General features: G+C 53.5%; 18 protein-coding genes. 11 read left to right on the forward strand and 7 right to left on the reverse strand.

What is annotated here, in order from left to right; all coding sequences use genetic code 11:
• Positions 1-131: 131 nt before the first annotated feature.
• Positions 132-1,151: a D-xylose ABC transporter substrate-binding protein gene (xylF, locus tag AB9F29_RS06895; protein WP_335585268.1), complete on the reverse strand. Its 1,020-nt coding sequence runs from the start codon at positions 1,149-1,151 to the stop codon at positions 132-134.
• 223 nt (positions 1,152-1,374) lie between these two features.
• Here xylF and AB9F29_RS06900 point away from each other — a divergent pair, with 223 nt between their 5' ends.
• Positions 1,375-2,607: an ROK family protein gene (locus tag AB9F29_RS06900; protein WP_039000701.1), complete on the forward strand. Its 1,233-nt coding sequence runs from the start codon at positions 1,375-1,377 to the stop codon at positions 2,605-2,607.
• Complete coding sequence (locus AB9F29_RS06905; RefSeq protein WP_369755063.1) at positions 2,570-4,135, forward strand: CRTAC1 family protein; 1,566 nt, start codon at positions 2,570-2,572, stop codon at positions 4,133-4,135. Before AB9F29_RS06900 ends, AB9F29_RS06905 begins: the two co-directional genes overlap by 38 nt.
• Here the strand turns inward: AB9F29_RS06905 and AB9F29_RS06910 are convergent.
• The 6 genes from AB9F29_RS06910 to AB9F29_RS06935 all read right to left on the reverse strand — a co-directional run bounded on the left by AB9F29_RS06910 (position 4,132) and on the right by AB9F29_RS06935 (position 11,294).
• The gene (locus tag AB9F29_RS06910; protein ID WP_369755064.1) at positions 4,132-5,442 is read right to left on the reverse strand and encodes a cytochrome-c peroxidase; all 1,311 of its coding nucleotides are present in this window, start codon (positions 5,440-5,442) and stop codon (positions 4,132-4,134) included. The genes AB9F29_RS06905 and AB9F29_RS06910 overlap by 4 nt on opposite strands.
• Positions 5,439-6,440 (reverse strand): aldose epimerase family protein, encoded by a 1,002-nt coding sequence (locus tag AB9F29_RS06915; protein ID WP_369755065.1) that lies wholly within the window; start codon positions 6,438-6,440, stop codon positions 5,439-5,441. The genes AB9F29_RS06910 and AB9F29_RS06915 overlap by 4 nt, the downstream gene beginning before the upstream one ends.
• 35 nt (positions 6,441-6,475) lie before the next feature.
• Positions 6,476-7,786, reverse strand: coding sequence for a xylose isomerase (xylA, locus tag AB9F29_RS06920; protein WP_335585263.1), 1,311 nt, complete (start codon positions 7,784-7,786; stop codon positions 6,476-6,478).
• Entirely contained in the window at positions 7,783-9,237 is a 1,455-nt protein-coding gene (gene xylB, locus AB9F29_RS06925) for a xylulokinase (protein WP_369755067.1), read from the reverse strand. The genes xylA and xylB overlap by 4 nt, the downstream gene beginning before the upstream one ends.
• A 186-nt stretch (positions 9,238-9,423) precedes the next feature.
• Positions 9,424-10,482, reverse strand: a complete 1,059-nt coding sequence (locus tag AB9F29_RS06930; RefSeq protein ID WP_335585261.1) for a sn-glycerol-3-phosphate ABC transporter ATP-binding protein UgpC — start codon at positions 10,480-10,482, stop codon at positions 9,424-9,426.
• Positions 10,470-11,294: an IclR family transcriptional regulator gene (locus AB9F29_RS06935; RefSeq protein WP_369755068.1), complete on the reverse strand. Its 825-nt coding sequence runs from the start codon at positions 11,292-11,294 to the stop codon at positions 10,470-10,472. The genes AB9F29_RS06930 and AB9F29_RS06935 overlap by 13 nt, the downstream gene beginning before the upstream one ends.
• A gap of 135 nt (positions 11,295-11,429) precedes the next feature.
• Here AB9F29_RS06935 and AB9F29_RS06940 point away from each other — a divergent pair, with 135 nt between their 5' ends.
• The 9 genes from AB9F29_RS06940 to AB9F29_RS06980 all read left to right on the forward strand — a co-directional run bounded on the left by AB9F29_RS06940 (position 11,430) and on the right by AB9F29_RS06980 (position 21,712).
• Positions 11,430-12,677: an ABC transporter substrate-binding protein gene (locus tag AB9F29_RS06940; protein ID WP_369755069.1), complete on the forward strand. Its 1,248-nt coding sequence runs from the start codon at positions 11,430-11,432 to the stop codon at positions 12,675-12,677.
• 75 nt (positions 12,678-12,752) lie between these two features.
• Complete coding sequence (locus tag AB9F29_RS06945; RefSeq protein WP_335585258.1) at positions 12,753-13,679, forward strand: sugar ABC transporter permease; 927 nt, start codon at positions 12,753-12,755, stop codon at positions 13,677-13,679.
• A gap of 4 nt (positions 13,680-13,683) precedes the next feature.
• Positions 13,684-14,532 (forward strand): carbohydrate ABC transporter permease, encoded by an 849-nt coding sequence (locus AB9F29_RS06950; RefSeq protein WP_039000692.1) that lies wholly within the window; start codon positions 13,684-13,686, stop codon positions 14,530-14,532.
• Positions 14,529-16,628, forward strand: a complete 2,100-nt coding sequence (locus AB9F29_RS06955; protein ID WP_369755070.1) for an alpha-galactosidase — start codon at positions 14,529-14,531, stop codon at positions 16,626-16,628. Before AB9F29_RS06950 ends, AB9F29_RS06955 begins: the two co-directional genes overlap by 4 nt.
• Positions 16,629-16,649: 21 nt before the next feature.
• Positions 16,650-17,420 carry an SDR family oxidoreductase gene (locus AB9F29_RS06960; RefSeq protein ID WP_335585256.1) on the forward strand — a complete coding sequence of 257 codons (771 nt, stop codon included), beginning with the start codon at positions 16,650-16,652 and terminating at the stop codon, positions 17,418-17,420.
• The gene (locus tag AB9F29_RS06965) at positions 17,420-18,331 is read left to right on the forward strand and encodes a 2-dehydro-3-deoxygalactonokinase (protein ID WP_369755071.1); all 912 of its coding nucleotides are present in this window, start codon (positions 17,420-17,422) and stop codon (positions 18,329-18,331) included. Before AB9F29_RS06960 ends, AB9F29_RS06965 begins: the two co-directional genes overlap by 1 nt.
• Positions 18,328-18,945: a 2-dehydro-3-deoxy-6-phosphogalactonate aldolase gene (locus tag AB9F29_RS06970; RefSeq protein WP_369755072.1), complete on the forward strand. Its 618-nt coding sequence runs from the start codon at positions 18,328-18,330 to the stop codon at positions 18,943-18,945. The genes AB9F29_RS06965 and AB9F29_RS06970 overlap by 4 nt, the downstream gene beginning before the upstream one ends.
• On the forward strand, positions 18,942-19,814 hold the full coding sequence (locus tag AB9F29_RS06975; protein WP_369755073.1) for an SMP-30/gluconolactonase/LRE family protein: 873 nt from the start codon (positions 18,942-18,944) through the stop codon (positions 19,812-19,814). The genes AB9F29_RS06970 and AB9F29_RS06975 overlap by 4 nt, the downstream gene beginning before the upstream one ends.
• Positions 19,811-21,712, forward strand: coding sequence for a beta-galactosidase (locus tag AB9F29_RS06980; RefSeq protein ID WP_369755074.1), 1,902 nt, complete (start codon positions 19,811-19,813; stop codon positions 21,710-21,712). The genes AB9F29_RS06975 and AB9F29_RS06980 overlap by 4 nt, the downstream gene beginning before the upstream one ends.
• Positions 21,713-21,726 lie beyond the last annotated feature (14 nt).

Raw genomic sequence — 21,726 nt, forward strand, 5'->3', positions numbered from 1 at the left:
GAGCGACAAACGACCCATCTATCGCAAAATGTTGTGTATCCCGTGCATGGGACCACAATATCAGATAAATGCGATGTTAGGAAAATTTTTAAATGTTCCCCCAGCCAGAACGACTGGGGGAACGGATTATCTTAGTTACAGGCTGCGAGTTCAGAACCGGCGCAGAGAGCTTCTTTAGAAATCCAACCAGCGTCCAAAACGACACTGATGTTGTCAGCAGTCACAGGCACTGGAGCAAGGAATTTTGCTTTCAGTGTCGTGCCGGATGGCGAAGTCCAATCCGCGGAACCATCGATCATCGCCATATTGTCTTCTGCAAGAGCAACAGCGATTTCACCCGCAGCTTTACCAAGCTCACGTGCATCTTTCCAAACGGAAACTGTTTGAGTGCCCATCGCAACGCGGTTCAGAGCAGCGTGGTCGCCGTCTTGGCCGGACACGGGAAGACCTTCCATGCCTTGTGCCGTCAAAGCAGCAACAACACCGCCAGCGGTACCGTCGTTAGAAGCAATAACAGCGTCAACTTTGTTGTCGTTTGCTGTTAGGATTTGCTCCATGTTGCGTTGTGCGTTTGCAGGAACCCAGCCATCGGTGTAAGCTTCACCAACGATTGTGATGTCGCCAGCGTCGACTGCAGCTTGGATGATCTCTTGCTGGCCGCCACGAAGGAAGTCTGCGTTCGGATCAGTTGGCGAACCTTTGATCATAACGTAGTTGCCTTTTGGCATAGCTTCGAGAACAGCGCGTGCTTGCATGCGACCAACTTCGACGTTGTCGAATGTAAGATAGAAGGCGCGGTCGTCTTCGATCAGACGGTCATAAGCTACAACAGGGATACCCTCGTCAGAAGCTGCTTGAACTGCTGGGCCAACCGCTGAAGCGTCTTGAGCCAAGATGATCAATGCGTTTGCGCCTTGAGCGATCAAGTTTTCAATGTCCGAAAGCTGTTTTGCAGAAGAAGCTTGTGCGTCTGCGGAGATATAAGTCGCGCCAGCAGCTTCAAGAGCAGCTTTAATCGCAGCTTCGTCAGTTTTCCAACGTTCTTCTTGGAAATTAGACCAGCTCACACCAACAACAACGCCATCGGCCAGTGCTGTGGTGCCCATTGCTACAACCATAGCTGCAGCGGCAAATCCAGTAAGTTTTTTCATTAGATCCTCCCAAAAGATTTTTTTGTCCCCGCAAATCACTAGAATCGCGGTGATCGTTATAGTGTTAGCACTATTAAATTCAGAGGTCTAATTAAATACGCGACTTTCGAATAATTCTGGTTCATACTGCGGGCTGCACCCTTAAATTATTGGTGCTATATATCGCAGACTGCGGGAGCATTGCGCCCTCGAAATCTACATATTAACTGGGAGGGGCGAGTTCTTGGCAAAATCGGACAAAACTTCATCGGCAACAGACCAAAGAGAATCAGGCAGGTTGCAAGTCATTTCCGCTATTCGAAAAGCCGAAGAAATTGCCCGCATCGATATCGCCAAAATCACCGACTTCAGCCCCGCGACGGTCACGTCAATCACGAGCGAGTTGTTAAGTGCGGGCCTTATCGAAGAAGTTGCTGTCGATGAAGCCACGCGCGATACCAAACGGGGGCGCCCCCGGGTCGCCCTTAAAATCCGTGGCGCCGCCCATTGGGTTGCCGGCATCAAAGTCTCGAACAAAACAGCGACCGTGGCGCTCATGGATTTTGAGGGGCATACCTTTGCCGAGTTCGAGACCCCCCTACCCAAAAGCCAGCTTTCCGGTGAGGATATGGTCGATTTCATCCTCCATTCCTTGGAAACAGCAACATCTGAGGCAGGAATTTCGATTTCTGACCTATCTGGGCTGGGTGTCGGGGTTGCGGGCATTATTGATGCGTTGCGGGGTTTTGTTTACTGGTCGCCCTCCATGACCGAGCGCAATGTGGATTTGCGAGACATGTTGGAAAACGTCATCCCCCTGCCCGTGTTTATCGACAATGATGCCAACCTCGTGGCCAAAGCTGAGCAGCTTTTTGGCATGGGAAAATCCCACCGCGATTTCATCGTGGTCACCATTGAACATGGGGTTGGGATGGGGATCGTTATTGACGGCCAAATCTATCGCGGAACGCGTGGCTGCGGTGCGGAATTTGGCCACACAAAAGTGCACCTAAACGGAGCACTTTGCCGCTGTGGGCAACGCGGCTGCCTCGAAGCCTATGTGGCCGATTACGCCGTTTTGCGCGAGGCAAGCATCGTCGCATCCTCCATGGGTGACGAAACATCGGAAAAGAAACTCGAAGAGCTTTTCAATGCGGCAAAGGCCGGTGATCCCCTCGCCAAATCAATTTTCCAACGGGCGGGAACAATGTTTGCCATGGGCCTTGCAAATATCGTCAATATTTTTGACCCCGAGCTTATTATTCTCTCTGGCGAACGGATGCAATTTGACTATCTTTATGCGGATGAAGTTCTTGAAGTGATGAAAAAATCGGTGGTCCAGATCGACGCACCACTGCCGCAAGTTAAAATCCATAAATGGGGCGATTTAATGTGGGCCAAGGGCGCTGCCGCTTATGCCATGGAAGGCGTCACGGAACATGCAATTCGGAAAATTTCGCAAGATGCACAAAGCTAAAATCCTCGTCGTGGTTGCTGCAAGTCTCAGCACATCCGCGTTTGCCGCTCCTGAATTTACACGCCTTCCCGCGCCGCCTCATCAGTATGTTGGTGGGTGGGAACATTATGTCGGTGGCGGCCTCGCCGCGTTTGATTGCAACAATGACGCGCTGCCCGAACTTTATGCCGCTGGTGGCGAAGCTCCTGCCGCCCTGCTCCTCAATACCACCGCCCAAATCGGCGACACGCCGTCATTTTCCGACAACACCCCAGACAACCTCGCAATAACGGGTGTAACAGGCGCCTATCCGATTGATATCGACAGCGACGGACATATCGATTTGGCGATCTTGCGTGTCGGGGAAAACCGTTTTCTACGCGGGTTGGGCGACTGTGCATTCACGCCGTTCACCAGCCTTGATTACATCCCAGACACCGCTTGGACCACGGCGTTTTCGGCCACATGGGAAGGCACAAACGCACTGCCAACAATGGCCTTTGGAAACTACGTCGATCGCGACAATCCCGACGGGCCCTTCGGGACCTGCGATGAAAATACGCTTTTGCGGCCAAAGGACGGCACTTACTCCGCCCCCACGCCACTCGCCCCCGGTTTTTGCGCCCTTTCCATCTTGTTTTCCGATTGGTCACGCAGCGGTCAGGCCGATTTGAGAGTTTCAAACGACCGGCATTATTATGTCAAAGGTGGCTCTGAGCAAATGTGGGAAATGGCCCCCGAACCAAGGCTTTATACTCAAGCGGACGGCTGGAAAGACTACATGATTTGGGGCATGGGAATCGCAAGCCGCGACCTGACTGGCGATGGGTATTCCGAGGTCTACCTCACCTCCATGGGCGATCAAAAATTACAAAGCCCCACAGGCGATGGCACCCCAAATTTCATCGACTACACCTATGAGCGCGGAACCACCGCCCATCGTCCCTTCACGGGTGAAGATGGCCGCCCCAGCACAGGCTGGCACGTCGCTTTTGGCGATATCGAAAACAACGGACGCGACGATATATTTATAGCCAAAGGCAATGTTGAACGCATGGCTGGCGCGGCCATGGAAGACCCGAACAACCTCCTAATCCAAGATGAGAATGGCAATTTCTCGGAGCAAGGCGACGTTGCAGGCATCGCAAGCCACGTACGCAGTCGCGGCGCGGCGCTGGTCGATTTCAATGGCGACGGGCTGCTTGATTTGGCGGTCAATAACCGCAAGGCCGACATTGAGTTGTATCAGAATACATCTACGGACACTGGAAATTGGGTGAGCCTAAAAATTCAACAGGCGGGCGTAAATCGGGATGCCATCGGCGCTTTTGTTGAGGTAAAAACGGATGCAGGCGTTCAAACGCGTGAAATCACCATCGGTGGCGGACATGCTGGTGGCGAATTGGGACCGTTGCATTTTGGGCTTGGGATGGCCGAAACTGCAACCGTTCGTGTGATCTGGCCAGATCACACGACATCCGAGTGGTACGATTTCACACCGAACCAGCCCTTTGTTTTTCAGCGCGATGAGGGTCTTAAACCGCTTTAATCAAGCGGCAATCCACTGGGAACACGCTGGGGAATCCCCAAACGCCCTTGTCCCATTTTTGTGTCGTCGAGGGTTGCAAGAAACGCCATGAGCGCATCAACATCGCTATCGGTTAAACCGTGATTTGGAGCCAATTCGGACACCGCGGCGATATCTGATACTTCCTTTTCGTCCGCTTGAATACGCCAGTCCTCAACTTCCGAAAAAGCTGGGAGCCTTGCGAGGGCTGGGTCGTAGTTTTCCAACGACGCGACAGGCGACAAATGGTGCTCAACGACATCGCGCAAATCCGAATAGGCCCCCGCGTGCCCGTAAGGCCCCGTGACGGAAAGATTCCGTAAACTTGGGGTGCGAAAGGCATAGGCATCTTGGGATTTCCCCGTCACCCCCATGCGCCCCGTATCCCTTACATGGTTCTCAAATGGTGCTGCTTTTCCGGGTCCGAGTTGCGGCATGGCAATGGCATGAAACGCGTGATCTGTTTGGAACTGGCCACTGTGGCACGTGCCGCATTGCGCCTCCCCATAAAAAAGCTCCATCCCCAAAAGGGCCGCGCCCTCTAGCGCCCCTTCACCGCGCAAATGACGATCAAAAAGACTGTCATCGGCGCGCCATTCAAAGGCAATAAAATCGGCAATCACATTCGCAATGTGTTGGAACGTGATGGGCGTCTCGCTACCGATTTGGGCGTCAAACATTGCGCGATATTCGGGGATATTCTCAACCCGCGCAGCGATGATATCCCACGCACCACCTTCTTGGCTGCTTTGGCCCATACGGACCGCTTTTGAAACGTCATTTTCCGAGTAGTGACCCGCCATTTCGTCGGCAGATAGGACGGGAAACATCGCCTGCGCCGCAAGGGGCGACTTAAATCCCGTGACCATTTCAACACCAAGCGGTGTGCGCATGGCGCTTGGCTTATCCGGGCTCGCCTCAATACGTCCGTCGTGGAACATCACGGTAAATTCAGTGGCACCGAGATTCCACAGCGCCGGAGCATTGCGCGGAATGCGCGCTTCGGGTGGGTTTTTCGGATCATGGATGCGCTTCATTCCAAGCCCAATGCCACCTTCGCCGATCCCCAGAGAAACCCCATCCGCCGTTCCCAAACTTGGGTGATGGCACGTCGCGCAGGCGATATTTTTGTTCCCGCTCAGGATTGGATCATAAAATAGGAACTGGCCAAGCTGTACATTCGCGGCCTCAAGATCAGGAAAAACCGCGTTGGCTGTTGGCAGTGTTGACGCCACATCGGCGAGTGCTGTTGTTCCCAAAAATGCGAAAACAAAACATATGGGTTTCATATGGGTTTCCTATGGATATCAACCACCAGTTTTTGGAAATAGGAACTGTCGGGCGTTGCAATCGGCTGATCGAAACCCGACTGATTAACGGCGTTCGGAAAATGCTGCGCCTCAAGACAAACGCCCGAATACGGGCCTATTTTCTGGCCATTTTGCCCAGTCATTTCGTTGACGTAGTGACCCGTATAAAGCTGCAGTCCCGGCTCTTGGGTCGTCAGTTCAAGGCGAAGGCCATTAGGAGCCGCAAGTGTCACCGAGGGGTTTTCATCCCCGAGAACCAAGTTGATATCCATCCCTTGCTTTGCTGAATCCACTGAAGAAATCAAACCGCCCGCCTGAAAATCATAGCGGGTATCCGTGACGGGCAGCACCTCCCCAGTAGGGATATTCTCTGAATCCGTAGGTGTATATTTTGCGGCATCAACCGTGAGGTGATGGCCCCGAATATCGCCCTGCCCCATCAAATTATAGTAGCTGTGCTGTGCGAGGTTAATCGGTGTCGGGCGGTCTGGGGTTCCCGTCATCTCATAAGTCAAAGCCGAGCCTTGCAGCGAAATCGCATAGGTAAAATCCACCGCCGCAGGAAAGCCTTCTTCCCCGTCTGGCGAGTGATAGGTAAACAACACACGGTTCTGGACGGTATCGATTTCTGCCGTGAACAGACGTTTCGCGAGGCCAACATGCCCCCCGTGCAGCATATTTTGCCCCTCGTTCTGGCTGCATTGAAAGGCCTTGCCTTGCAACTCAAAACGCCCCCCCGCAACCCGATTTGCAACACGTCCCGCGATGGCCCCGAAGTAATAAGGATTTTGCAAATAGGTTTCAGGGTTTTCATGTCCCAAAACGACAGGGATTTCTTGGCCTAAGTGGGACACGCGCCAATCGCGTGTAACGGCGCCCACCGTCAGGAATTTCACCTCAGAGGCACCATCAACAAGGGTGATTTCATCGATGCCCACGCCATTCTCTGCGCGGGCAACTGTTTTACGTGTGATCATGGAGCCTCCGAAAATTCATCATCCCATGCTTCCCTTTAAACAAAGCGGTTTACAACGTTTTCGAGGTATTCTTGTTTGCCGGATTTTGCCTTTGGGTTCACATCCGCCGCTTCGACATATTTTTGGATGTCTTCGAGGGAGTATTCGCCCTTGAGCATTTTTTGGGCTTCTTCGCCTTCCCAACCGGCATAACGGTCAGCAAGCTCTTTATCCAAAGTACCATCCTCAATAATCGCCGCCGCAGCTTTAAGGCCCCGAGCACAGATATCCATACCGCCAATGTGACCATGCAGAAGGTCCGCAGGATCAATGGATTGACGACGCACTTTGGCATCAAAGTTTGTGCCGCCCGTTTTCAGGCCACCATCTTTGAGGATGTGGTAATACGCCAGCGCAACTTCTGGAACGTTATTTGGGAACTGATCCGTGTCCCAGCCAGATTGGTAATCGTTGCGGTTCATGTCGATGGACCCAAGGATACCAAGCGACGTCGCCGTTGCAATTTCATGCTCAAAGCTGTGGCCTGCAAGGATCGCATGGCCCTGCTCAAGATTTAGCTTCACTTCGTTTTCAAGACCGTGGCGTTTCAGAAAACCATAAACCGTCGCCGCGTCGTAATCGTATTGATGCTTGGAAGGCTCTTGTGGTTTTGGTTCCACGAGGATTGCGCCTTTGAAGCCAATCTTGTGCTTGTACTCGACAACCATGTTGAGCATCCGGCCCATTTGCGCATCTTCTTTGCCAAGGTCCGTATTCAAAAGGGTTTCATAGCCTTCACGACCGCCCCAAAGAACATAGTTCTCGCCACCAAGACGCATTGTGGCGTCCATACAGGTTTTGATCGTAGCCGCAGAAAAGGCAAACACATCAGGATCAGGGTTGGTCGAGGCACCAGACATAAAGCGTGCTTGGCTAAACAAGTTCGCGGTCCCCCAAAGGAGCTTCACGCCAGTCTCGGCTTGTTTTTGCTCAAAAATATCAACGATTGCGTTTAAGTTCGCCGTGTTTTCGGCAAAGTTTGCGCCTTCTGGACGCACATCCGCATCGTGGAAACAATAGTAGGGGGTGCCAAGAGCTGTGAATAATTCAAACGCAATGTCGGCCTTTTTCTTGGCAAGGTCCATGTTGTCTTGCGGATACCATGGGCGGTCGAATGTGCGGCCACCAAAGGGGTCGCCACCTTCCCAAGCAAACGAGTGCCAATAGGCCGTCGCAAAGCGTAGGTGCTCTTCCATACGTTTGCCCAAAAGGATCTCATCTGGGTTGTAATGACGGAAGGCAAACGGGTTTGTGCTGTCGGGGCCTTCGTATTTAATTTTGTCTACGGGGAAAAAACCAGTGCTCATTTTTTAATCGCCTTTATTGCTGGATAGAGCGCGCGATATTCTTCGTAGGCCTCTGAATAGGCGTCGGAAAATTCACTGCGCGGGGATACGGTTTTGGCCACTTTAGGGCCGGTCATTACATCTTTGGGATCAGCGCCAGTGACGCCGACAATCGCGAGGCGGGCCGCGCCAAGTGCGGCACCAAAATCGCCAGCTTCGGGAAGGTCGATAGGCATATCAAGCAGGGTTGCCAACATCTCGACCCAATATTCCGACGCCGCGCCACCACCAATCGCAAGCACCCGTTTCAAGTCGGTGCCCGTTGATTTCAACGCTTCAAGATTGTCACGAAGGGCAAATCCAACGCCCTCCATAACCGCCTGGGTGAGTTCCGCGTGGCCGGTACCAACATCCATCCCAATAAGGGACGCGCGGATTTTGCTGTCGTTATGGGGTGTGCGTTCGCCAGAAAGATACGGCAAGAACCGAATGTCGCTGGGGCCGGAGATTGTGGGTCCCAAAAGGCCGGACAGTTCAGCAGGAGACGGGCCAAGATTTTTTGACAGCCAGTTCATGCAATCCGTGGCTGCGAGGATGACCCCCATTTGGTACCAAGTATTTGGAATAGCGTGGCAAAATGTATGCACGGCGCTTTCGGGTTTCGGGGAAAAGCTTTCCTTTGCGGCAAGAATAACGCCAGAGGTTCCCAGCGAAACAAAGCCGTCGCCTTCGGAAAAGCACCCAACACCACAGGCCGCCACAGCATTGTCACCGCCGCCGCCAACAACCGTTACAGGGCCTTCTATGCCCCAATCGCTTGCGAGAGAAGAACGCAACACACCTGCAGCTTCACTTCCTTCCACAAGGTCGGGCATCTGGTCCCGCCGCATGCCGGATTTCTCAAGGAGTTCCGCGGACCATGCGCGTTTTCCAACGTCCAGCCAGCTGGTGCCCGCAGCGTCCGACATATCGCCAAAATATTCGCCCGTGAGCCAATAACGCAGATAGTCCTTCGGAAGGAGCACCTTGTGAATTTGGGCGAAAATCTCGGGCTCGTGCTTTGCAACCCACGCCACTTTTGGCGCCGTAAAGCCAGGGAACACAATATTCCCCGAAAGAGCACGGAACCCATCGGTTCCGTCCATTTTGGCGGCCTCTTGAGCACTTCGCGTGTCGTTCCACAGCATGCAGGGGCGCAAAACATCGCCGTTTTTGTCCACCAGTGTCGCGCCATGCATGTGGCCCGAAATTCCAATGCCTTTAATTGCTGTGACAGCCGCCGGATTTGCCGCGCGTAATGCAATGAGCGTTTTCTGACAGGCCGCAATCCAAGCCGCAGGGTCCTGTTCACTCCACCCAGAATGTGGATGCGACACCTCATAGTGCGCCTCCTCTGAGCCGAGGATTTCCCCACCCTCGGAAACCAAAATCGTCCGAAGCCCGGACGTGCCGAGGTCAAACCCAAGATACATGACATTCCTCCCACAAGCGCGACCCAACCGAGTCGGCTCTTTATTTTAATGATTAAAATATATTCACATCTAGACGGGCTTTGTCAACGGGCAGCACGCTTTCCATGGGCAAAATTTGAGTAGAAAAAACAATAAAGGGCCCGCTGTTTTCCAGCGAGCCCTCTATTCACTTAGCTTTTGTTACAGTTAACGAAAGCGCAATTCCGTTTGCGCATCAAAGAACATTGCGCTCGTTTCATCAATTTTCAAGCCCACGGTCGCACCAGAACGAGCGGGCTCCTCCTCGTGAGATTCGACAATGAGGCGGCTACCATCCTTGGCCGTAAGGTACACATACGACACGCCGCCTAGGGATTCGGTAATATCTACGGTATGTGTGTCCCCTGCAGGATCGACCACAATATGGTTGGGACGCACGCCAACAATCACCGCAGTTTCGGCCGCTGGGAGCGCAACCGATGTGGACACGGTTAATCCAATCCCTGGAACAAAAGCACCGCCGCCCGAAACCGTGCCATCAAAGAAGTTCATCGCGGGGCTGCCAATAAAGCCGGCAACGAATTTATTATCTGGGTTGCGATACAACTCTAGCGGCGCCCCAACCTGTTCGATCCGCCCAGCGCGCAGCACAACAATTTTATCGGCAAGCGTCATCGCTTCTACCTGATCGTGGGTCACATAGATCATGGTCGCGCCGATTTCCTTGTGCAAACGCGCGATTTCCACCCGCATTTCCACCCGAAGCTCTGCGTCCAGATTTGAGAGCGGTTCGTCAAAGAGGAAAACTTCAGGTCCCCGAACAATTGCGCGGCCAATCGCAACCCGTTGACGCTGCCCACCGGAAAGTGCTTTTGGTTTGCGGCCAAGGTAGTCGTCGAGTTTGAGGATTTTAGAAGCAGCCGAGACTTTTTCTTTGATCTCCGCCTTTGGGTGGCCCGTCATCTTAAGCCCAAAACCCATATTTTCTTCGACGGTCATATGCGGGTAAAGTGCGTATGTTTGGAAAACCATCGCGACACCGCGCTCGGCGGGGTCTCGATTTGTAACATCCTGCGCGCCGATACTAATTGCGCCACTTGTGGTTTCTTCCAAACCCGCAACCATGCGCAACAACGTGGATTTCCCACAACCAGACGGCCCAACAAATACACAGAATTCGCCATCTTCAATTTGAAGGTCAACGCCGTGGACCACCTGAACATCGCCATACCGTTTGATAATATCTTTAAGGATTACGCCTGACATTTAGAATATCCTGTTTTTTGAGATTGAGTTTTTTGATCAGGGAAGTGCCAGTTCCGCATGACCTCTTGAATTTGCTTCGTGGTTTCCTGCATTTTCGGTACGAGTTTTTCGAGTTCGGAAAGGCTACTACGGTGTGTAGAACTGGTTATGGACAGGCCGCCAAGCACGCGCCCACCTTCAGTAAGAATGGGAAGTGCGACGCAGATAATGTTCGGTTCGTGCTCCTCGTCATCAAACGCGTAGCCTCGTTGCCGAATGACTACGAGATCTTCACGCAAAGCAGCGTCGTCGCATCGGGTCTTTGGAGTGAAACGGTGGTAAGATTGCTGAAGGAGCAGCGCCACCAGGTCTTTCTCCGGAAGGAACGCCAACATAGCTTTGCCAACCCCCGTGCAATAGGCAGGGCCTACTTTCCCTGCCATCGAGTACATTTGGATCGGGTCGCGTGCATTGCGTTTGTCCACATAAAGCACCTGCGCATGGTCGAGTTGCGCTAGGTGAACAGTTTCTCCAACCGACCGCGACAGCGCATCAATGAACGGACGCGCCAGTGGTGCGAGCGAACTTTGTGCCCAAGCCGCGTGTGCGAGCCCCAAAAGCCGCACCCCTAACGCATAGGTTTGTGCTTCCGGATCAAACGAAAGCATCCTTTGGCTCGTGAGGGTTTGGATGAGTCGGTAGAGTGTCGCCTTAGGGTAGGGGCTGGCGTTCAGCAATTCCGAAAATCGTATGGGCCGCCCAAAATGCGCAACCATATCAAGCACTTCCAGCGCTTTTCCAACGGTTCCGTCTCCGCTTCCCTGTCCTGCCATTCGTTCTTCCTCCCAAGTTTCCCCAAGGTTCTACCTTAAGAAACTGTTGACAACCCTACCTGATTCGCCTCATGGTTTCAATATGTGGAATTAAGTTTCACATAGTGGAACTAAAATGAACTTTGGGAGGACACAATGAGTTCAATTATTAAAGCGACCCTCGCGGCGCTCCTTACGACTGCAGCTATTGCAGGCCCTGCATCGGCGGAACTTACCGGCGACCTAAGAATTTTCTTGGACACATCCAACCCTGCGCCGCGCGCAACGATGGAAGGCATGATTGCCGATTTCCAAGCCTTGAACCCAGACCTCACGATCGAAACAACGATTATCGATCGCGAAGCCTATAAAACACAAATTCGCAACTTCTTGACAGCCGACGCCCCTGACGTCGCAACATGGTATGCTGGCAATCGGATGCTGCCCTATGTGAACGCGGGCCTTTTTGACGACGTTTCCGACCTTTGGGACGATGAAATGTCCGCCGACCTTGCGTCGACAAAACCGTCGATGACCATCGAAGGCAAGCAATACGGCGTTCCCTACACATACTACCAATGGGGCGTTTACTATCGCAAAGACATCTTCGACAAATTCGGACTTTCCGAACCCAAAACATGGGAAGAAGAGCTAGCGAACTGCCAAACCCTTCTCGACAATGGCATCAAGTGCTACACAATCGGCACAAAATACCTTTGGACCGCTGGAGGCTGGTTTGATTATCTCTCGCTGCGGACCCACGGCTATGATTTCCACATGGACCTCACCGCTGGCAAAATCAGCTGGGAAGATGATCGCGTAAAAGAGATCTTCGCTCACTGGCGCGAATTGATCGACATGGGTGCCTTCGTTGACAACCACACATCCTACAGCTGGCAAGAAGCCCTGCCCTTCATGGTCAAAGGCGAAGCTGCTTCCTACTTGATGGGTAACTTTGCGGTTGCGCAATTGCGCGAAGCTGGCCTGACGGACGATCAGTTGGACTTCTACCAGTTCCCATTGATCACAGAAGGCGTTCCAATGGCGGAAGACGCGCCAACCGATACGTTCCACATCCCGTCGCAAGCCAAGAACAAAGAAAACGCCCGTGCGTTCCTTCAGTATGTTGCTTCTGCTGACGTGCAAACAGCGATCAATGCTGGCGACAAGCTCGGCCAACTTCCTGTGAACAAAAACAGCTCGGTTGACGATGACAAATTCCTTCAAGAAGGTTTTGTCGTTCTCTCCAACTCCGCTGGTCTTGCTCAATTCTTTGACCGCGACGCTCCTGCGGAAATGGCCAAAGCTGGGATGGAAGGTTTCCAAGAATTCATGGTGAAGCCAGAGAATCTTGACGAAATTCTTGCCCGTCTCGAGAAAACACGCGGCCAAGTTTACGAATAAAATATCGCGGAAGGGGCGGGCCAAATACGCTCGCCCCTTTTCCCCTTTCCCCTCCTTGGAAAACGAAAGCGCGTCATGACGGATTCAGCCCTCGCAGATGTAGCCGCACTAGGTCCAAAAAAACCTTGGTGGCGCAGAAATCAACAAAAAGTCACCCCCTGGCTTTTCCTCGCTCCCGGCATTCTCTTCTTTCTCGTTTACGTGATTGTTCCGATTTTCCAATCGTTCCAGATTTCCTTTTTGGATTGGGACGGCTTGGGCCAGAAAGAATTCATCGGCATGGGCAACTATGTCGAGTTGATGGACGATGAGGCCTTTTACACGTCCCTAAAAAACAACATCATCTGGCTGACGCTCTATCTTTTGGCTGTTCCGGCGGGCTTGTTTATCGCCCTTTTCCTAAACCAAACCGTCACCGGAATTCGCCTGTATAAATCGCTTTTCTTCTTTCCTTTCGTCATCTCGCAAGTTGTCGTGGGCCTAGTTTTTAGCTGGTTCTACGACCCGACGTTTGGCTTGATGAACGAATTCATTGGCCTCTTTGGCCTTGGCCCCATTGCGGTTCTTGGCGACGAACGTTTTGTGACTTACGGGATTATTGCCGCGGGACTTTGGCCCCAGACAGCCTATTGTATGATCCTATATCTGACCGGCCTCAATGCGGTTGACCCGGAACAGATCGAAGCTGCCCGTTTGGACGGTGCCAAGGGCATCAAAATGCTCTGGTACGTGGTGCTTCCACAACTGCGCCCAGCGACGTTTATTGCCTTTGTGGTTACGATCATTGGTGCGCTGCGAAGCTTTGACCTTATCTCGATCATGACCCAAGGCGGCCCTTGGGGCTCCTCGCGAGTATTGTCGTTCTATATGTATGAAAAATCTCTGTCGGAATATGGCTTCAGAATGGGATACGGCGCCGCGATTGCTGTGATCTTGTTCCTGATCATGATGGTGTTCATTACGATCTTCCTTGTAAAAATGTACCGCGACGAGAAAGGGTAAACCGATGTTCCCCACCCCCATTGATAAAACCTCGCGGGCTTGGCAGCTTACCTACCAAACCATGCTCCCTTTGGCCCTCATCATGTGGCTTCTGCCCTTGATTGCGGTTGCCATTTTCTCGGTCAAACCCGCCGCCGATTTCGCGAGCGGCAATTATTGGGGCATGCCCAGTAGCTTTGACTTTCTCGCCAACTACACCCGTGTTTTTGCCGAAAGCCCAATGCCGCGCTACATTCTCAACTCGTTTTTCATCACAGTTCCAACTGTGATCGGCGCAGTTGCCTTGTCTTGCATGACGGGTTTTGCCCTCGGTGTGTATAAATTCAAAGGCAATATTTGGATCTTTTTTCTCTTTGTCGCCGGGAATTTTGTGCCATTCCAAATCTTGATGGTTCCGGTGCGTGACATGACCATTAGTTTGGGTCTTTATGATACCAAAACGGGTCTTGTGATGTTTCACATCGCGTTTCAAACTGGGTTTTGCACCCTGTTCATGCGCAATTTCATCAAGGCCCTGCCGCATGAATTGATCGAAGCTGCCCGCGTCGAGGGCGTCGCGGAATGGCGCATCTTCTGGTACGTTGTGCTGCCCCTCATGAAGCCCGCAATCGCGGCGCTTTCGGTGTTGATTTTCACCTTCATCTGGAACGACTTTTTCTGGGCAGTCGTCTTGACCCAAGGCCCCGATTCACAGCCCGTGACGGCGGGCATCACAAGCTTCAACGCGCAATTCGGGACCGCCTATCACATGCTCTCCGCAGGCTCGATCATCGCGGCGCTTCCTCCAGTTGCCATGTTCTTTTTGATGCAAAAGCACTTCATTGCTGGTCTTACTTTGGGTGCCGTAAAATGACTTCGACTTGGCGACTGGATTCACCGACCCAAACTTTGGTTTTGGCCTCTGAGGGCAAGCTTCCAAGCGTCATATACTGGGGGGCACTGCTCCCGAGTTCGGAAGACCTCTCAGCACTTTATGCCATGAGTAAATTGGACGTCACAGGCGGGATGCTCGATACGGTTCCCCCTTTGACAATCTGCCCCGTAGCGGGAGACAGTTTCCCCGGCCACGCAGGGCTTTCCTTGCGCGACGCTCAAGGCAAACGCCTGTTGCTGGACTTTGCGCAGGTTGACGTCTCTCAAGTTGCTTCCCTCCTGAAAATCAACGCCCATGACGCGATCTCTGGCGTCACATATACCGCCAGTTTTGCAGCAGATAGCGGAACGGGGGTTATTACTGCGCGGGCCGCTATCGCCTCTGAACACCCAGTAATCATTGAGCATTTTAGCGCGCCAGTTCTTCCAGCGCCCCAACAAGCCGATGAGATGATCGATTTCTCTGGCAAGTGGATTGGCGAATTTCAAGCGGTCACAACCCCATGGCAAGCAGGCATCCGGTTGCGCAATACGCCAACAGGCCGAAGCGGCCACGAGCAATTTCCGGGGCTTTACCTTCCCGAAACGGGCGTTAAAAACACGCACGGATCGGCCTACGCCCTGCATTATGGCTGGGCCGGTGGCAACTGTATGATTGCCGAGGAACTGCCGGACGGCCGCCGCCAAGTTCAGTTCGGACCTGCCACCGGATCTATAACCACTGCCGTCACATCCTTTGAAACCGCGCCCCTCTATTTGGCATATTCAAACGCTGGCATGAACGGCTGCGCGATTTCTTTTCAGCGCCATGCGCGCGACCGGATTATCACATGGCCCCGCCGCAATCGCCCCGTGCATTACAACTGTTGGGAAGCGATTTATTTTGACCATGATCTCGCCACCCTTTCCGAAATTGCCACCCGCGCCGCTGCCCTTGGGGCCGAGCGTTTCGTGTTGGACGATGGTTGGTTTGGCACGCGGGATGACGACACTTCTTCGCTGGGTGACTGGGTTTTGGATCGGCGCAAATGGCCTGATGGCCTGACGCCCCTTATCACACATGTGAAATCGTTGGGCATGGGTTTTGGCCTTTGGTTTGAGCCAGAAATGGTCAATCCGGACAGCGACCTCTATCGTTCCCATCCTGAATGGGCCCTTGGTCGCGCGGACCAGACTTTGGGACGCCAGCAAATGGTGCTCGATATGGCGCGTGCCGATGTGCGCGGCTATCTCTATGATTTGATCGCCGATGTTCTAGCGCACCTCGAAATTGAATACATAAAATGGGATCACAACCGCGTTTTGCCCGCCAATGATGTCGCCCAAACTGAGGGTGTCTATGCTCTCATGGATCGTCTTCGCGCCAACTTCCCCGATGTTGAAATCGAGAGTTGCTCGTCTGGTGGCGGACGTATGGACTATGGCATTTTGGAACGCACGCAGCGTGTTTGGCTATCCGATAGTAACGACGCAATTGAGCGCCAGCGTATTCAACATAACGCCGCACTTTTCCTACCTGCAAGCGTAACGGGCAGCCACGTTGGCCCGCGTCATTGCCACACATCTGGACGCACGCTAAATATGAGTCTGCGCGCGTGGACCGCCGCCCAACGCCATCTCGGCTTTGAAATGGACCCCCGTGAATTGAATGACGCCGAGGCCGAGACCCTGACGAAAGTTACTCACTGGTGGAAATCCAATCGCGGCTGGATGCTCGAAGGTGATATTCATCGCCTAGATGCGCCCGATCCCGAAATCACTGCCGAAATACAAATCGCCCGCGATGGGCAGGATTTTGTATGCTTCATTGCCAAAACCGCGAATTTCAAACAGGTCTTGCCGCGCCCCATTCGCCTTACAGGGTTAGTGCCAAATGCCACTTATGAGGTGTCCCTCATTAACGCCGCAGACCCGAGCTCTGCTTCGCCACCTTCACGCGGGGACTGCGCCCTAAACGCGGGAGATGTCACCCTTTCAGGCACCGCATTGATGCAATTGGGGTTGACCCTCCCCTGTAGTTTCCCCGCAACAATTTTCGTGGTTCAAGGCAAACGCCTCGACCTCATTAAACTATAAATTATACGATTGGACCCGACTATGAGCGACACAGCAATTTATCCCGACCTCAAGGGCCAATCCGTTTTCATCACCGGAGGCGGTTCAGGTATTGGCGCGTCATTGACCGAAGGTTTTCTGCGCCAAGGTGCCCAAGTCGCATTTGTTCAACGCTCCGATTCCACCGCATTTTGTGACGAAATGGAAAAGGAAACGGGATCACGCCCCCTTTTCATTTCATGTGATGTTACGGATATTCCAGCCCTCAAAGGTGCACTCGATACAGCCTCAAAAGCGCATGGAGCCGTAACCGTATTGGTCAACAACGCGGCCAACGACCAACGCCACGAAACCCTCGAAGTGACCGAGGAATTTTGGGATTGGTCTCAAGCCATCAACCTCAAATCCTATTTCTTCGCGTGCCAAGCAGCCTTTGAAGGTATGCGGGATGCGGGCGGCGGCAGCATTATCAATTTCACCTCCATTTCCTACATGATGGGCGGCGCGGGCTACCCCGCATATACGACCGCCAACTCAGGCATCAATGGACTGACCCGCAGCCTTGCACGCGAGTTTGGCCCCGACAAAGTGCGGGTAAATGCCCTCGCTCCGGGATGGGTTCTGACACAAAAACAGATCGACATGTGGGTCACGCCAGAGGGCTTGGCTGGGCACCTCGACAAACAGTGCCTCAACGAATCCCTTGCCCCCGAAGACATCGTGGGGGGCGTCCTGTTCCTCGCCTCAAAATCAAGCAAGATGATGACCGGACAAGCCCTCGTCATTGACGGCGGCGTTGTGGTGACAGGATAATGGCGCGCGCGATTAGTCCAGATTGGATTGCAGTTGATTGGGGCACGTCCAATCTGCGGGCTTGGGCCATGTCGCACACGGGTGACATTCTTGCTGAAGCGAGCTCCGATCAAGGCATGGGTAAGCTCACCCAAGACGCGTTTGAACCCGCCCTATTGTCATTGGTTGAGCCTTGGTTGTCTGACAACACGCCCGTGGTCGCATGCGGTATGGTCGGCTCACGACAGGGGTGGCAAGAAGCCCGTTATCGCACCGTGCCTTGTACACCCTGCAGCGGGGATACCACCCGTGTAGACACTCACGACCCACGCCTTTCGGTCCATCTCATTGCGGGTTTAAAACAAGACAAACCCGCCGACGTTATGCGCGGCGAAGAAACCCAAATTGCGGGGCTTCTTGCCTTGAACCCCACCTTTGATGGCGTTGTTTGTCTTCCGGGAACCCATACCAAATGGGCGCGGATCAGTGCGGGCGAAGTCGTGAGTTTTCAAACCTTCATGACGGGCGAACTTTTTGCGTGTTTGTCCGATTATTCCGTCTTGCGCCATTCTGTTACTACGGAAGATTGGGACGATGCAGCCTTTTCGCAAGCGATTGACGACGCGCTATCCAAACCCGAAAGCATGGCCGCGCGCCTGTTTTCTTTGCGCGCAGAATCCCTTCTTAACGACCTCCCTGCGGCCTCCGCACGTGCGCGCCTCTCGGGCTTGCTACTTGGTGCAGAACTTGCCGCAGCACGACCCTATTGGCTGGGTCAAGACATTGCGATTATTGGCGCAAAGGGCCTCTCAAACCTTTACGCAACCGCCCTGCGCCAACTGGGGTGTGCCCCCACGATTCCCGAGGCCGAGAACCTTACGCTCGCGGGCCTTGCAACGACCTATCTATCTCTTAAGGAGACTTCCAAATGAGCCGCCCCCTGATCGCCATTATTCGTGGCGTCACCCCCGCCGAAGCCCTCGACGTCTCTGCCGCCCTTCTTGAAGCTGGCATCGACCGCATTGAAGTACCGATGAACTCGCCGGATGCGTTGGTGAGTATTGCATCAATGGTCAAAACCTATGGCGACCGCGCGTTAATTGGCGCAGGGACCGTATTGACCCCCGAGGTCGTTCGCGCGGTGGCAGACCTGGGTGGCAAGCTTATTGTCTCACCGAATGCAAATGTTGAGGTGATCAAAGAAACCAAACGTCTGGGCCTCCAGAGTTTTCCCGGCGTACTAACCCCAACCGAATGTTTTTCCGCCATCCACGCCGGTGCCGACGGCATTAAAATTTTCCCATCCTTTCTCCTCGGCGTCGAGGGCCTCAAGGCAATCTGTGCCGTCCTTCCTCCCGAGGTTCCCGTGTTCATGGTCGGCGGGGTTGGCCCCGCGAATTTCGCCGAACTTCTCCAAGCGGGGGCCTCCGGTTTTGGCATTGGAACGGGTCTTTACAAACCTGGATTCACAGCCGACGATGTGCATAAACGCGCCGTAGAAATGGTCGCCGCCTATGACAAAATCACCCAGGAGACACACACATGACCCAAGCCACGCTCTTTGATTCCCGCACCTGTATCCTTGGGGAAGGCCCCCTGTGGCACCCCCTTCACAAGCAATATTATTGGTTCGATATCATGGGGAAAAAGCTCCTAACTTTGGGCGCGGATGGCCCTAAGGAATGGAGCTTTGACGAACATGTATCGGCAGCAGGTTGGGTCTCTGAAAACGAGCTTTTGATCGCCAGTCAAACGGCGCTATTCTTGTTCGATTTGAACACAGGTAAAACCGTTCGCAAGCTTTGTGACCTTGAAGCCGACGACGCCACCACCCGTTCAAATGATGGCCGTGCAGACACCTATGGAGGCTTTTGGATCGGGACAATGGGCATCAATGCGGAGACGAACGCAGGCGCAATTTATCGCTATTACAAGGGTGAACTTCGCTGCCTTTACTCCGATATTTCGATCAGTAACTCGATTTGCTTCTCACCTGATGGGGCCTATGCCTACTATAGCGACACGGCCGAAAAAACCATTCGACGCCAGAAGCTTAACCCAAAGGACGGGTGGCCAACGGGCTCCAGCGAACTTTGGCTCGACCTCTCGAAAGAGGGCATTAACCCCGATGGATCCGTGATCGACATGCGGGGTTATTTGTGGAACGCACAGTGGGGCCTAAACCGCATTGCGTGCTACAACCCCGACGGCGTTTTACTCGAAACCGTTGCCTGTCCAGAAGCGAGCCAAACATCTTGCCCCGCCTTTGGTGGCGAAGGTTTAACCGACCTCCTCATCACAACTGCGCGCGTTGGATTGAGTGCTGAAATCTTAGAAAAAGAGCCAATGGCAGGCGCGACTTTCCTAGCCAAAGACGTCGCCAAAGGCCAACAAGAGAACCAAGTCATCCTATGAAAAAAACCCTCGGCGTTTGCTATTATCCGGAACATTGGCCCGAAGAAGAATGGGCCGACAATGCGCGGCGTATGGTCGAAGCAGGCCTCACATGGGTGCGTATCGGCGAATTCGCGTGGCAGCGCATGGAACCCACGTCTGGGCGGCTGGAACTCGAATGGCTCGACCGCGCAATTGATGTTTTGGGCGCAGCGGGTCTGAAGGTCATCCTCGGGACTCCCACCGCGACACCACCGCGTTGGATGCTCGACAAACATCCCGATATGAACATCGTGACACCCGACGGCGTTCAACGCAAATTCGGATCGCGCCGCAACTACTGTTTCAGCCACATGGGCTACCGCCAAGAATGCGCGCGGATCACCCGTATTTTGGCTGAACGCTATGGAAAAAACCCACATATTGCCGCATGGCAAACCGACAATGAGTATGGCTGCCACGACACAACCCTTTCCTACTCCACCCATGCACGAGATGGCTTTCGCGATTGGCTCGCGCAGAAATATCAATCCACCGAAGCGTTAAACCGCGCTTGGGGCAATGTCTTCTGGTCCTTGGATTATGACACATTCGACCAAATTGAACTTCCAAACCTAACAGTCACCGACCCAAGTCCAGCCCACGTCATGGCGTTCCGGCGGTATTCTTCTGACCAAGTTGTCGCTTTCAACCGCGTTCAAACCGAGATTTTACGCGCCCACACTGATGCGCCGCTGATCCACAATTACATGGGGCGCATCACCGAATTTGATCATTATGCCGTTGGCGAAGACCTCGATATTGCCAGCTGGGATAGCTATCCCCTCGGCTTCCTATCTGATCGACTGGAGGGCACGCCCGAACACAAAGCCCGCTATCTACGCCAAGGCGATCCCGATATGCAGGCCTTCCATCACGATCTTTACCGCTCCGTTGGCAGAGGCCGCTGGTGGATCATGGAACAACAGCCCGGCCCCGTAAATTGGGCGCCTTATAACCCTGCCCCCCTTCCGGGAATGGAGCGTCTTTGGGCGTGGGAAGCTTTCGCCCATGGCGCGGAAACCGTCTGTTTTTTCCGCTGGCGACAGCCTGCTTTTGCGCAGGAACAAATGCATACGGCGCTCCTTCGGCCCGATGGGGTTGACGCGCCTGCCCTCGCCGAAGTTTTGCAAGTATCCAAAGAAATTTCGACCATTCCAAATGTCGGAACCGCGACCGCGCGCGTCGCATTGTTTTTTGACTACACGTCGGCATGGGCATGGGACGTGCAGCCACAAGGCGCGGATTTCGACTACTTCCGCCTTTGTATGTCGCACTACCGCGCCCTACGCCGAGCGGGATTATCCGTCGATATTCTACCGGCCGACACCCAGAATTTGAGCCAATACAAATTGGTTCTTGCTCCAGGCCTCATGGTCATTCCGCCCTCCTTGATGGCCGCACTTACTACGTTCCAAGGGACGGCACTCATTGGTCCTCGCAGCAATGTCAAAACAGACGAGATGTCGATTGCTGTTCCGCTTGGACCAAACCTGCCGAACCTCGATAGCAAGGTCGTGAACACCGAAAGCATCCCGCCCAATAGCGCAATTGCGTTGCAAAACGGTGGTACTATCCGCCACTGGTTTGAACACCTTGAAGGGGAAGCGCCCATTCGCTGGAGCACTGCCGATGGCCGCCCTGCCATCGTTTCAAACGGTAATCTCAACTATTTAGCGGGATGGCTTGACGACGAAACCCTATTCCAATTGATCGCTGAAACCTGTGTTGATCTAGGGATGGAAGTGACGGACCTTCCGGACGGATTGCGCATTCGGGATACGCAAACGCACCGTTTCTATGTCAACTATGCCCCTGAAGATCTCGAACACGAGGGTTTAAAAATTCCTGCCGCTGGGGTGGTTTGGAAAGCGTTTTAAGCATCGGCCACGCG

The organism is Falsihalocynthiibacter sp. S25ZX9 (assembly GCF_041205405.1).
In the GTDB taxonomy this organism is placed as follows: Bacteria; Pseudomonadota; Alphaproteobacteria; order Rhodobacterales; family Rhodobacteraceae; genus Falsihalocynthiibacter; species Falsihalocynthiibacter arcticus.